We start from the raw sequence: 13492 nt of genomic DNA, 5'->3' as shown, positions 1-13492 counted from the left end.
TCCCCAAGGAGAAGCTAGATCACTGGTAGCGGCCGCTACGTGATCGACCCGCTCGACGGGCGCCGAGAAGCTGTCGATAGCGGAAGCGGAATCGAGGGAAAGTTCATATGGATTGACGATAATGGGATAGCCGTACGGAGATCACGGCCGAGTCCATCGAGACGGCCACCGGGACGAACGACCGCGACGTACTCGCTACCGAAATATCTGTATACAATGACACGCGAATCACTTACGGCGGAGATAACGGCGATAGCAACGGAACTCGAGGTTGACGATTCGATCGGGCAGTACGCAGCGATACTCGCCGACGAGTTGCGGGACCGAGACGGTCAGGTCACGGCATCGAAACGGACTGCCGGTGCGTGTTTGCTCGCCGCGTGTCGGCTTCGCGAGGAGCCGGTACGAGTGACCGTCATCGCCGATCAGACGGACGTTTCGAAGGAGCAGATTCTCGGTGAAATGCAGCGTCTCTCCCGAGAACTCGGGGTCGGAGTTCCGCTCACTGATCCGGAGACACTTCTCGAGAAGCGCTGTGACGAGCTCGCGTTGCCGGACCACGTTCGGAAACGGGCCGTACGTCTCGCCCGGTTCGGTGATGACGCTGGCGTGACGAGCGGCGTTTCACCGTACACCTATACCGCCGCAGTGCTCTACGTCGTCTGCTCACCGACCGACGTTGATCTCTCACAGGCCGATATTGCGGCTCACTTCGACGTTTCGACTGCCACCCTCCGCGAACGACGAGACGACCTCCTCGAGGCGACGGGAAGCAAACTGTTCGAGATCCAGTTTCCGACTGCGCCTCCCGAGGCAGTGTCGCTTGTCGATGACCTGCTCGCCGAGGCGCGGACGACCGAGTGGGCACGGAACAAGCGGAGTTTGGGAATCCTCGGCGGTGCATGGTTGTACGTCGCAAACGCTGCCGAGATACGGACGAGCGCGACGGAGTTGGCGACCATCACGGGCGTCAGTGAATCCACGATTCGCGCTCGCTACGAGCAGTTCGTCGAATACGTCGATACTGCGAACCGAGCCCCCGTTATGGCGCCCCCTGAGCAGCGGTGAGTTCGCCCGACGAACCGACTGTCCCGTCGATGGAACGGGTCGGATCCGGTTTTGTACTATAACGGCGCAGGGTTTGTGAGACGCACAGCGATTTTCCAGACGCGGCCCTCGAGTGCGGGAAGCTGTCCGGCACAATATATTTACAGCGCTATGTTTGTAATCGCGTCGAGCACCGCCGCTAATTGTATAATTAGTCAGGAGATGGATAAGGCTTACTAACCGATTAGTTATCGCTGGGAGAGACGAGGACAGTCGTGTTTCGCCGGCAACGCTTCCGAGATAGCCAGAGAGGCGGTGTCACGCGGACGGAGTCGTCCGCTGTCGACGAATATCACGGACAGCCGCTCTCTGAGTCACGCAACATCGTCGCGGACAACCGTATGGACCACCGCGATCAGTCGACGACGCTGTCCGCCGGACACTCCGAGACGGTCTCTGCAACGAACGTTCGTACGGTGTCTCCGTCAACAACGGACGAGAGCCGTCGGGAAGCAACGTCTCAAGCAGTGAGTGGGGGCGGTCCCGCGGAGAGTCACTGTCGGTCGCGTCTCTCTCGGTCGTCTACCGGTCGTAGAGCAAATCGAGAAACGAAACGAGCAACTCGTTCGTGCTATCGTAGTGGTCGTGAAGCGATGTTTTACTCGTCTCGGATTCGGCAGCGAAGCCGTGCTCGCAGCGGGCCCGATACGTTGCTTTCGAAATCTCAGTCGTGGACCCGTCTTTCATGTCAGCCGATACGATCACTTACTAGCTAGACAGTCAGAAGGATTTGGGAAATGAGAAGGGTAATTTCGCTGTCTCTCGGGCTATTTTTCACTACTATTCGACTGACCGACCGATAATGATCTCCGAAAGGCTCCGGGCGGGTCAAAACTATTATCACATTCACAATACACGTACCACGTAATGGCCGATTCACCGGAACCGTCTCCCTCGGATCCGAACGAGCAGATCATGCGTGCCACCTACCGGGCGCTTCGCGAGCACGGGTACGCCGATCTCACGATGAAACGGATCGCCGAGGAGTATGGCAAGTCGACCGCCGCGATCCATTACCACTACGATACGAAAGACGAGCTTCTCGCAGCGTTTCTGGACTATCTCCTCGACCGATTTCGGGAAACGGTACACGAGGTGGAAACGACCGATCCGGAGCACCGACTGGAACTGCTACTCGACAAGTTGTTGGTCGAACCGGAGGATCACCGAGACCTGTTGATCGCGATGCTGGAAATGCGGAGCCAGGCGCCGTACAAGGACACGTTCAGCGAACGGTTCCAGCAGAACGATGAGTACGTTCGCTACATGCTCACGACGGTGATCGATCACGGAATTACGGAGGACGTATTTACCGATATCAATGCGGAACACGTCTCGCGGGCACTTATGACGATCGTTGATGGCGCCCGCACTCGAGAGGTCGTCCTCGACGATCCGGACGCACTCGCAACGGCCAGACGGACTGCCGACGAATACGTGACTGCGGTCCTGTTGGGCGACGAGTGAGCGACCGACACTCGGTTCGAACCGGTCTCGAGCGAGCCGACGTAACATCGAACCGATTTGCACGCCGATCGCACGGCCCTCGTGCGACCGGGTGGGCACTGACCTTCAGTCGTTACTATCTTCTGTCGAGAGGGTGGCACTGACGCAAAACGACGCCATCGCAGGCGTTCTCAGATCTCCCGCCGATCGCGATCGGTTCCGTCGACCGATTTCGTACACCAGTGACAGAACTCGAGGTCTGGATCGAAGTCGTTTCCACAGTGGGGACACGAAACCGGATCTCTATCGGGGGACTCGGTCGAACGAGCGTCCGCGTTCTGGATCTGTGCGAGGAGATACGCGTCGACGATGCTGAACCCGATAACGATGACCATCGGTGCGATCGACAACAGTGCATCGAGGGTCCAGCTACCGGTTCTGAACTCCTCGAGCGCCGCTGGATCGGTAAACAACGCGGTTACGCCGAGTGAGACGGCGAGCCATCCGAGTGCGCGACGCCACCGCCGGAGGTACAGATGCCCGAGGCCAGTGACGACTGCTGCGAGCACTGCCGCGAGCCACGGTCGCTTCCGCGATACCGACTGGGCCATGCACTGACTAACCGGTTAGTTAGATATAAGCCTTCTTCTCGCTCGAGTTCACGGAGTCGGTCGAGCCGTTTCTCCGTCGGTGAACGGGAGACAACCAGCCGGGCGATGACAGCCGTCCGTATCGGAGACGTGAACGGGGCCGCATCAGGGTCGACGGCGTCCTCGCGGTATCGCGACAGTGCCCGCGTCAGGAAGTAACTGATGACCCAGACGGCCATCGGAAGGGTGATCGCGACCCGGATCATGGCCACGTTTTCGTCGGTATGGCTGCCGACCCACCGACCCTATCGCACGGCCGTGAACCGAACGTCATCACCGCGACGTCGCGCCCAGTGTTCTCGGTCCGATTGACGACCCCGGCAAGCGGGACCAGTACGTCGCCGAAGCGCAACGAACGACCGAAATTCACGATCCCGACGACGAGATCTGAGCACGCCGTCGTTGCCCGTTGATCGCAACGGCAGCGTGCGCCCCATCGTTTTACGGTAGCGCTCCCTACGTCAGGTATGCGCGAACTCGTCTTCGCCCTCGAGTACGAACCCGGGTGCAACAGAGTGGCGGATACGCTCGCAGACCATCCCGACGCTCGAATCCGGTCGCTCTCGCTGCACGCCACCGCGGAGAGCCTCTGGCGCGTCGACCACGCCGTCGGCGATGCGACCGCCCTCGCCGATATCGAGGACACCTTTCTCACCGCGGACTACTACGCGGACTGTCTCGCGGCCGACGACTGCGGTGCCACCCAGACCACCCGCGTTCTCGACCACACGAACGACACGCTGATCCTCTACTCGTACTGGGAGCGGACATCCGACTGCGCGTCCGTGCCCCACATCGCGCTCGAGCATCTCGGCGACGGCGTACTGTTCGAGACGCGCCACGAGGGGCGTCATTACACCTGGCGTCTCATCCACTCCGGCGAGGGCGACGTCGGTGCGTTCTTCGACGACCTCGAGACGGCTGTCGGCGAATGCGCCCGGATGGAAATGTTGCGGACCGCCGAAACCGAATCGCCGGGGGGCGAGCCGTCAGACGGCGGGAGCGAACTGTCGCCCGAACAGGACGCCGCGCTCCGGGCCGCCGTCGAGCACGGCTACTACGAGTCGCCGCGAGCGGTCGACGTCGGTGAACTCGCTGACCACCTCGACGTGCCCCGTTCGACGCTCACCTACCGACTGCGACGCGCCGAACAACAGTTGGCGAAGCGGTACGTCGCCGACGAACGACTACCGGAGCGCCCCTCGTCTGCGCTCTAACGATCGTCGCCGCTCAGTTGGAATATTCCAACAAACGCTTATCGAGATGAGGGCCCTACCTCGAGGTGATGACAGACGACGTAAACGCGGGAGAGGGAAGCGGGGGTGGTCGACAGCGAACGCTGACGGCTCGCCTCGCAGTCCCGGAGATGGACTGTCCGTCCTGTGCGGGGAAGGTCGACAAGAGCGTCAGGCGCGTCGACGGGGTCGTCGACGCCGACCTCAACCCGACGACCGGAACGGCTTCCGTCACGTACGACCCCGATCGCACTAGTGAGAGCGACGTCGTCGCGGCGATCGAAGGCGCGGGGTACGAGGTCACTGGTGGAACCGATACCGACGGAGACGCCGACGCGGACGACGGCGTCGACGTCGCGCCGCCGTCGGAGGTCTGGACGAGCCCGCGTGCGAAAAAGACCTGGATCGGTGCGGCGTTCGTCGTCGTCGGCCTCCTCTTGAAGTTCGTCTTCGCTGCGCAGAACGTCGCCGTAGCGAGCGTCCTTGAGTATCCGCTCTCGATCGCGGACGTCCTGCTCCTCGGCGCGGTCGCCGTCAGCGGGATTCCGGTCGTCCGGAGCGGCTACTACTCGGCGCGCAACCGAAGCCTCGATATCGATCTCCTGATGGGGACTGCGATCATCGCCGCCACCGGCATCGGCTACTTCACCGAGGCGGCGACGCTGGCCGTCCTCTTCAGCATCGCCGAGCTCCTGGAGGAGTACGCGATGGACAGGGCGCGGGACTCCCTGCGAGAACTGATGGAACTCTCGCCCGACGAGGCGACGGTTCGACGCACCACCGGATCGTCGGCGACGTCCTCGTCCGGGGATGCCGTCGACAGCGAGGAAGTGACCGTCCCCGTCGAGGACGTGAATATCGGCGAAACGGTGATCGTCCGTCCGGGCGAGAAGGTGCCGCTCGACGGCACCGTCGTCGAGGGCGAGAGCGCAGTCGACGAGTCGCCGATCACCGGCGAGAGCGTGCCCGTCGACAAGACGCCCGGCGACGAGGTCTACGCCGGCGCGATCAACGAGGAGGGTTACCTCGAGGTCGACGTCACGTCGACGGCGGGCGATTCGACGCTCTCGCAGATCGTCGAGCTAGTCCAAGGTGCACAGTCGAAACAGACCGAAACCGAGCAGTTCGTCGACCGGTTCGCAGGCTACTACACGCCGGCCGTGGTCGCGCTGGCGATTCTGACCGCCGTCCTCCCGCCGCTGGTCATCAGCGATCCCGTCTCGACGGCCGCGGCCGGGTACGAGATCACCTTCGCCGGCGACTGGCAGACGTGGTTCATTCGCGGGCTCACGCTCCTGGTGATCGCCTGTCCGTGTGCCTTCGTCATCTCGACGCCCGTCTCGGTGGTGTCGGGGATCACCAGCGCCGCGAAGAACGGCGTCCTGATCAAAGGCGGCAACTACCTCGAGGCGATGGGCGAGGTCGACGCCGTCGCCGTCGACAAGACCGGCACGCTCACGAAGGGGGAACTCGCCGTCACCGACATCGTTCCGCTCGGCGATGCGAGCGAGGCCGACCTCCTCCGCTACGGCGCCGGACTGGAGCGGCGCAGCGAACACCCGATCGCCGACGCGATCCGCTCCCGTGCCGCGGCGTCGGGACTGGACGACTCGCCCGAGCCGTCGTCCTTCGAGAGTCTCACCGGGAAGGGGATCCGCGGCGAGATCGACGGCGAGACGTACTACGCCGGTAAGCCCGCGCTCTTCGAGGAGCTCGGGTTCGACCTGTCGCGAGCGCACCGGGCGACCGACGGCGGCGTCGTCGCTGCAGAGACTCCCGAGGCCGACGACGGCGCGTTCAGCGAGGAGACGCTGGCCGCGCTCGAGCGGGAGGGGAAGACAGTCGTCCTCGTCGGCACGGCGTCGGAGCTACTGGGTGCCATCGCGATCGCCGACGAGGTCCGTCCCGCCTCGAAGCGAGCCGTCGCACGCCTCCGGGAGCTCGGCGTCGACCGAGTCGTGATGCTCACCGGCGACAACGAGGGGACCGCCCGCGCGATCGCGGACGAGGTCGGCGTCGACGAGTACCGCGCCGAGCTCCTGCCGGACGACAAGGTCGACGCCGTCGAGTCGTTACAGGCGAAGTACGGTAACGTCGCGATGGTCGGCGACGGAATCAACGACGCGCCCGCGCTCGCCACCGCGGAGGTCGGCATCGCGATGGGTGCTGCAGGAACGGATACGGCGCTGGAAACCGCCGACATCGCGCTGATGGGTGACGATATCGCGAAACTCCCGTATCTCTACGCACTCTCGAACACGGCCAACGGCGTCATCCGGCAGAGCATCTGGGCGAGCCTCGGCGTGAAGCTCCTGCTCGCGCTCGGTGTCCCGCTGGGGTTCGTCAGCGTCGCGATGGCCGTCGTCGTGGGCGACATGGGGATGAGTCTCGGTGTGACCGGCAATGCGATGCGTCTCTCCCGGCTGAAGCCCGACCAGTTCTTCGACTAGAGAGACGGTCGCCGATCCGTTTCCTGGGCACCATCGCGGCGAAGTACCAAACGTCCTGCTGTCCAATACCGCCCGAATGTGCGTGTATCAGACGTTCTGATGATAAGCTGAGAGCGAAACGCAAGCGACCGCGACAGGACTCTCTGCTCGCTCTGTCGGCCACGAGTGATGGTCCTGACCGACCTGCGATCGTGATTTCTCATCGGGAACGACGCGCCGACACAGCACACACGCCGTCGACAGTACAATCCCTAAGGAGATGTGATCGGGAGACTCGGATCAGGCATCGTTAGAATAGCGGCCTCCTCACGTCTTCTGAGAAGGGGCTGATTACGCTAGTAATTTGAAGCGGGGTCGTGCGATTTTTCGATGAAGGGAACACTGACGTCGCGGCCTGCGGCGCGTGCGTTTAGTTTCGCCGCTGCCGGCGACTCTCTGATCTCGTCAGCAGTGTAGCCCGCTTCGGCGAACGCGTCGGTGATCCATCTCTTCCCACGGAGGTTGAACTTCTGGTGGTAGTCTTCTGCCACGTGAAATCGATCGAGCCGTTCGAGACGCGTGTCGATTCCCTCTCGGCTGAACTGACTCTTATCTAGATACGTTCGCAGCTGTTCGCGTTGCTCAGCCGTCTCAGTGAAGACGATATTCTGGTACTGGCGCTTCCCGGGCTGCTCGTACGGACGGTGTTCGTCGAACGCTCGAGCGAGTAACTCACTGAACGAGAGCTGCGTAGGGTCGTATTCGAACTGGACGACTTCTGTGTGGTCTCCCAGAACCTCGTACGACGGATCGGGTTCGGTCCCACCAGCGTACCGACTCGCGTCCGCACGACGCCGTCCAACGCGCCGAACGTCGCATCGGGACCCCAGAAACAGCCGAGTCCGAACGTCGCCGTCTCTGTCTCGTCCGGTGCCTGTCTGTCGAACGCTGTGATGACTGTTGCCGTGAGCATTATGAGGGTACGCCGACGAGCGATCAGCGTACGTTGGGACTCGTGCCGCACTCAGTTAATCTTGTCTCAGCGACCGGGCCGGCGTCTCGAGTCGTCTTTACTTCCTCACGGCGCGTCCAAGGTGTCAAATCGTCCGATCTACGGCCCGAGGAACCGTCGACCGAATGCCACGTCGAGAGCGGATTCCACGATCGGTTTCCCCCGATCGAGCACGATCGTGGCATCGAGACCGACCTGACAAGTGCGGAAGCCGGATAAGTCGGCATTTCCATCGCTGCAGTGTGTACGGACTGTGAGCGGACCCGCGTCAAGTGCGGGTCTCGAGAACCGACGTCACTACTCGATCGATCTGGGTTCGGGCCGCATCTCGATCGGATCGAGGGGTCGGGTCGTGATGCTCACGGAGAGATCGACGTCCGGATCCGAGACGAGTTCGAGATGATAGTTTCGGACGAGCGTCGCGAGAATCAGTTTCCCTTCGACGAGTGCGAACTGCTGACCGATACACCGGCGGGGTCCGCCCCCGAAGGGAAAGTACGCGAACGCCGGCCGATCGTCGTCCCCCTCGAACCGGTCGGGTCGGAACGCGAGCGGGGTTTCCCAGAACCGATCGTCACGGTGGATCGTCCACTGCATTGGCGCTACCGTCGCACTTTCGGGAAGCGCGTACCCACCGAGCTCGAGGGCCTCAGTCGTCTCCCGCGGAATCGAGGGTACCGGTGGATAGAGCCGCATGGCTTCTCGCAGCACCCGTTCCGTGTATTCCAGTTCGGGAAGGTCGTCAAACGTCGCGTAATCGGTCTCCAACGCGTCCTCGACTTCGGCGACGAGTCGACGTTCGATCTCGGGATGGTGAGCGAGCAGGAACCAGGTGAACGTGAGGGCAGTCGCCGTGGTTTCGTGACCAGCGAACAGGAACGTCATCATCTCGTCGCGGAGGAGTTTCTCCGACATCGTCTCGCCGTCTTCGTCAGTGCCAGTCAACAGCATCGACAGGAGGTCGTCCCCGTTCTCGGTACTCCCGTTCCGGCGAGTCTCGACGACCTCTCCTATCAGTGACTCCATTTCACCGATCCCTCGCTTGTATCGTCGCCACATCGGGATCGGCACCCACTTGGGAACCATTCGTGCGACGGGCTGTTTAGCCGGTTGTCCCGGTTCCTGGAGGGCGCGTACGGTATCGCGGATCCCCCGATCTTCGTACTCGATGTCCGAACCGAACATCGACTTCACAAGAATCCTGAGCGTCAGTCCTTTCATTTCGTCTTCGATATTCACGATCGGCGTTCCAGTCCAGTCGGCTACCGCCGTCCGAACTTCGGCCGTCATCGTATCGGCGTAGTCGGCGATTCGATCCATGTAGAAGGCCGGTCGGATCCGATCGCGCTGACGTTCCCACAGCTCTCCCTCACTGAGGACCAGTCCCTGACCGAGGAGATCACCGAGATCCTCTTGGCTCAGACTCGCTTTTTCGAACTGATCACGATCGTCGACGAGTATATGCTCGGCGAGCGCGGGATGGTTGACCTGATAGAAATCACCGATTCCCAAGAGTCGGAGGTGAACGACATCGCCCTGCTGGGCGGCCGCCTCGTACAGCCCGTCTTGCTCCCGGACGAGTTGGTGCGTATTTCCGATAACCGGCAACCCATCGTGTAGCGGCGGGGTGATTTCGTGCGCTGAAACCTCGTCGCCGTGACCGTTATTAGTCATGGACAGTCCTACATGTACTGTGGATTTCAGTGTTAGCATACCACATTTTATACGAGGCGATCTTCAATACGAACGTCCTCGAGTAGTTACCTCATCCACGTGTGATGACGTGCGGTGGACGAAGGCCACTCACGAGCAGAGTGGGTATCCATAATGCAGCGGGCACAATGAAATCCCACGGCAGTCGCCTCTGGGATGTTCGATAAAACGGGAGATGAGCACACGGAAAGGTGAGAAGCGAGGACTCCGTGTCAGAGCCTTCGAGATGGAGAGCGCTTAATCCGGACATGACAGTGTTCAGATTCGGTTGAAGGAGTGTGACGTGGCGTTTTCTGAGTGTTTTCTGCCCGAAAGAACGCTCCTCATCCCCATTACCGGCTAAATTGGCTCGAGTTCTGTAGAGTGATAAGAAATGTAACGATAGTTTGTATATCTCGGTAGTCAAATATACTTTGTCATAACTCGATTTTAAATACTATTCGAATTATCGAGTGATTCGGTATCGAACAAGCGCGATAAACAGTTCAAAACTGGTTCACAAATCTGCTCTCCAGCCAGATACTGGCTACAGACTGGATCACGTCACGACCAACGAGACCGTGAGCTAACTCGATACGAACGCTATCGGCTGTCTGCCGTTGACGATCCCGAGACGAGGATCGTTCCACATACAACGCTTGAGGAGACCATAACCAGCGTTATTACGGATTCGTTCTTCCGGGACTGATCGATAAACACGACGTCGAGGATACCGTGGTTCTCACCGATCGAGATAAATCTCTGAACTATACCGCCAACGATACTACCTCGATTTCATATTCGGAAGGGGCGAAAATTGGGGTAGTGAGAAATATATTCAAATTGGTAAGAAGAGAGACCTCACTAGTTTCGGTCTTCTTTAGCACATATATGAGAAAACAGTTGATGGGTTTCTGAAATCGTTTGCCTTCGTATTGAATCCGCTTCTCTGAAGACGATAGTTGAGACAGAGGCGGGGATTCTATGATCTCGAGCGTGCCCTTCGAGCGAACCGTATCCCGTCACCTGATTCGGACGAAAAGAGGTGCCGGCCACATGAAATCAGCTGCTCTTAGCAGAAAACCACAAGGCGGCTACGCTATGCCCTCCTTCGAGAATTATAATAAGATTCATGGGTTGGGGCAGATTTGAACTGCCGATTCGCCGCTCACAGGGGCCAAAGCCGCCGTTTTTGGCCGTTCGCGGCTAACCGCAAGAGCGTGTATCCGGTGAATATCACCCACCGCTTAGAGTAGATCTGTGTGCCCGCATTCGGTGTTCCCGTCAGATAGCTATGACACGCCGAATGAAACCCGAACGCGCTGTAGAACGGTATTTGAAAGAACGCCGCCCCGAGGTTGCTGAATCGACGTACTATAATCACAAATCTGCACTTGACCAGTTCGTGTCTTGGTGCATTGAGGAGGATATAGACGATATTTCCCAGATCGATGGATTCCACGTCCACGATTTCAAGCTCTATCGCCGAGATCAAGGTATAAACGAGGTCACGCTTTACAACAATCTGAGTACACTGCGTGTATTCATTCGCTGGCTGGAATCAATGGGGTTAGCCGAATCTGGTCTTGCTGAGGGTATCGTTCTCCCAAACCCGGATGACGATGCTCGAGATGAGATGATCTCAGAGGAAATAGCGAACCGGATTCTGGACTATCTCGAGAAATTCGAATACGCGACAGCTCGCCATGCACTCTTTGTCCTTCTCTGGGATACTGGCTTTCGAATCGGTACAGTCCGTGCGCTTGATCTTGGTGACTACCACCCGGATGAACACTACATTGAGGTCGCTCATCGGCCGGAGACTGGAACACCACTAAAAAACGGAGATGAAGCAGAGCGCGAAATCAATCTCCATCAATGGGTTTGTGAACTGTTGAGTGACTACATCAAGGTTCATCGTGAAGAAGTGACCGATGTCAATGGGCGGGCACCGTTGTTGACAACGAAACACGGACGAGCTGCCAAGACGACGCTTCGTATGCAGATCAACTCATTGACGCGGCCATGCGAATACACTGGTGATTGCCCTCATGGACGGGAGATCAGCGATTGCGAAGCAACAGAGTATCAGTACTCTCAACGATGTCCATCGTCTGTTTCACCCCACGCGATACGCCGTTCAGCGATTACAAAATGGCTCAATGATGGGCATCAGAAAGAACTAATCGGTGATCGTATGAATGTGAGTCCGAAAACTCTAAATAAACATTATGACGGTCGGACTAAGTCAGAAAAACGGACACTTCGACGAGAGATGTTTAATATGGGTGATGAAAATTATTAGCTGAGATATGGATATGAAAACCTCTCAGTACACCACATCAAGATTGGCGTTTTAGCCGATTCAGTACGGGAATCGAATCCATAATCAGGCTCAGGCGTTCATATTTCTTATCTCGTGCGTCTTCCCGGGCTTTGTCGAAATTCGCATTAATCTTGCTAGCCACACTTGCAATTTGCATCCTCTGCGCCGATGTTAGCGGTTCATGGAGGTCCAATTCTTCACCGGCAATAAATTCATACATTTCTGGATCTTCCGCAAAGTCAAAATCTGAGTTTGTAAAGTTCTTGTACGTGTCTTTCAAAACAAGGTTATAGTATTCGATTTGGTTGTTCAATTCCTCGACTGAACATCCAGATAGACGTTGGTATGAAAATTGGTCTAACATATATGATAATCGCCTCTTCAGGAACTTATCGCCATCTTCATCAGGGTGATCCTCTAAAAAATGGAAATTCTCTGATTCCGGTTCAGTGGTCATTATGCACGAATACGTTCCGGAATGATAAAAATCTTAGTTGCGAGACATTCCTTATTCGGAAGAGTCTGCTGTCCTGCGATTTCGACAAAAACGGGCGATAGATGTGGAAATCAAAGGTCAGTGAGCAAGAGACGCCGAGGCGTCTTGCGAATCACTCCTTCTGAACCATAGCTCCGCGAATATGGGTTGGGGCAGATTTGAACTGCCGACTTCCTCCGTGTGAAGGAGGTATCATAACCGGACTAGATCACCAACCCGCACGAGGTGATTCCCGTGCGTTCGACTTAAGACTTCCTTTCACCGATCGTCGTCGGCCTCGCTCGAGCGCCCCACCGTCACCCGGGCTCGCACCGAGCCGATCCCGCCCCGAACTCGCGTCGCCGCTCGGTGCTCGAGTGCGGTCGCGTCCGCCACTGCCTCCTCGAGACGGCTGGGTTCGGGCTCCGGGTCGGGTTCTCGTCCGAGGAGCGCTCGAGCCCGGGCCAGGGGTGTCTCGAGGGATTCGGTAACGCCCAGACGGGCGTGTTCGGCGGCGCGAGCGAGGTAGTATCGGCTGTCACGGAAGTGTTTGTTCATGTGATTCTCACACAGAGAGAGGTCGGGCGTAGATATAGTTCTTCCGCAAGCAACAGAATACCGTGGCAAATAGATGTGACGGTCCAGAGATCGCTTCGCAACTGCTTCCGCGCCCGATGAGGGGATGTCCAAGAAGTACCACGCTGAACGAGCGATGACCGATCGCCCTCGATCGGGGCGACTGTCCATCTGGTGGTCGAATATAAACCGGATTCCCGCTCGAACCATCGCGAGCCCCCGCGCGTTCGCAGCTCTCGAGACGGGCCTCCGCGAGAGCGGTCACCTCGCCGAGAGACGCGGGCGTGTTCGGCCGATCGACTCGGCTCGAGCGTAACTCCGATTCCGTTTCGAACTCGTGGATTATCACGTTTTGCGACAGTAACCCGGATCGTTCCGGCCGATGTGATGGAAGCAATTACCCGAACAGCATCGTGTTGAGTGCTCTCGTTCGACATCCCAATTCGGCCGATAACCGGCATTTCACCCGGTAACACTCCCGTTAGCGAGAGTATAACTGATTCAGACACATACCGGATAACGTAATGCAACCACAAGCGCGACT

10 protein-coding genes, 1 tRNA gene and 2 pseudogenes are annotated in these 13492 nt (G+C 58.7%); 6 read left to right on the top strand and 7 right to left on the bottom strand.

Annotation, left to right across the window (positions count from 1 at the left end; all coding sequences use genetic code 11):
* The first annotated feature begins 216 nt into the window (after positions 1-216).
* Complete coding sequence (locus LDH66_RS01775) at positions 217-1068, top strand: transcription initiation factor IIB family protein (RefSeq protein ID WP_226479369.1); 852 nt, start codon at positions 217-219, stop codon at positions 1066-1068.
* Between the two features lie 561 nt (positions 1069-1629).
* Here the strand turns inward: LDH66_RS01775 and LDH66_RS01770 are convergent.
* Positions 1630-1794, bottom strand: a complete 165-nt coding sequence (locus LDH66_RS01770; protein WP_226479368.1) for a hypothetical protein — start codon at positions 1792-1794, stop codon at positions 1630-1632.
* Positions 1795-1974: 180 nt separating this feature from the next.
* Here LDH66_RS01770 and LDH66_RS01765 point away from each other — a divergent pair, with 180 nt between their 5' ends.
* Positions 1975-2574: a TetR/AcrR family transcriptional regulator gene (locus LDH66_RS01765; protein WP_226479367.1), complete on the top strand. Its 600-nt coding sequence runs from the start codon at positions 1975-1977 to the stop codon at positions 2572-2574.
* 170 nt (positions 2575-2744) lie between these two features.
* Here the strand turns inward: LDH66_RS01765 and LDH66_RS01760 are convergent, their stop codons facing one another.
* Complete coding sequence (locus tag LDH66_RS01760; RefSeq protein WP_226479366.1) at positions 2745-3164, bottom strand: DUF7575 domain-containing protein; 420 nt, start codon at positions 3162-3164, stop codon at positions 2745-2747.
* Between the two features lie 328 nt (positions 3165-3492).
* Here LDH66_RS01760 and LDH66_RS23375 point away from each other — a divergent pair.
* From LDH66_RS23375 to LDH66_RS01750, 3 genes and pseudogenes are all read left to right on the top strand, one after another.
* Positions 3493-3594: pseudogene (locus LDH66_RS23375) on the top strand (DUF7967 family protein); the annotation flags it as partial.
* 76 nt (positions 3595-3670) lie between these two features.
* On the top strand, positions 3671-4420 hold the full coding sequence (locus tag LDH66_RS01755) for a helix-turn-helix domain-containing protein (RefSeq protein ID WP_226479365.1): 750 nt from the start codon (positions 3671-3673) through the stop codon (positions 4418-4420).
* Between the two features lie 68 nt (positions 4421-4488).
* Positions 4489-6888 carry a heavy metal translocating P-type ATPase gene (locus LDH66_RS01750; RefSeq protein WP_226479364.1) on the top strand — a complete coding sequence of 800 codons (2400 nt, stop codon included), beginning with the start codon at positions 4489-4491 and terminating at the stop codon, positions 6886-6888.
* 335 nt (positions 6889-7223) lie between these two features.
* Here LDH66_RS01750 and LDH66_RS23205 read toward each other — a convergent pair.
* A pseudogene (locus LDH66_RS23205) lies at positions 7224-7843 on the bottom strand (peptide-methionine (S)-S-oxide reductase).
* Positions 7844-8176: 333 nt separating this feature from the next.
* Positions 8177-9553: a cytochrome P450 gene (locus LDH66_RS01740; protein ID WP_226479363.1), complete on the bottom strand. Its 1377-nt coding sequence runs from the start codon at positions 9551-9553 to the stop codon at positions 8177-8179.
* A 1324-nt stretch (positions 9554-10877) separates the two neighbouring features.
* Here LDH66_RS01740 and LDH66_RS01735 point away from each other — a divergent pair.
* Positions 10878-11876: a tyrosine-type recombinase/integrase gene (locus LDH66_RS01735; protein ID WP_226479362.1), complete on the top strand. Its 999-nt coding sequence runs from the start codon at positions 10878-10880 to the stop codon at positions 11874-11876.
* Positions 11877-11913: 37 nt separating this feature from the next.
* Here LDH66_RS01735 and LDH66_RS01730 read toward each other — a convergent pair whose 3' ends face one another.
* The 3 genes from LDH66_RS01730 to LDH66_RS01720 all read right to left on the bottom strand — a co-directional run bounded on the left by LDH66_RS01730 (position 11914) and on the right by LDH66_RS01720 (position 12930).
* The gene (locus LDH66_RS01730) at positions 11914-12354 is read right to left on the bottom strand and encodes a hypothetical protein (RefSeq protein WP_226479361.1); all 441 of its coding nucleotides are present in this window, start codon (positions 12352-12354) and stop codon (positions 11914-11916) included.
* 182 nt (positions 12355-12536) lie between these two features.
* A tRNA-Val gene (locus tag LDH66_RS01725) sits at positions 12537-12611 on the bottom strand.
* A 40-nt stretch (positions 12612-12651) separates the two neighbouring features.
* Positions 12652-12930, bottom strand: a complete 279-nt coding sequence (locus tag LDH66_RS01720) for a DUF7553 family protein (RefSeq protein ID WP_226479360.1) — start codon at positions 12928-12930, stop codon at positions 12652-12654.
* Between the last annotated feature and the right edge of the window lie 562 nt (positions 12931-13492).

The sequence above is a fragment of the Natrinema amylolyticum genome (genome assembly GCF_020515625.1).
Classification (GTDB): Archaea; Halobacteriota; Halobacteria; order Halobacteriales; family Natrialbaceae; genus Natrinema; species Natrinema amylolyticum.
The sequence above is the reverse complement of the archived record's forward strand: the minus strand, read 5'-3'. Positions and strand labels throughout refer to the sequence as shown.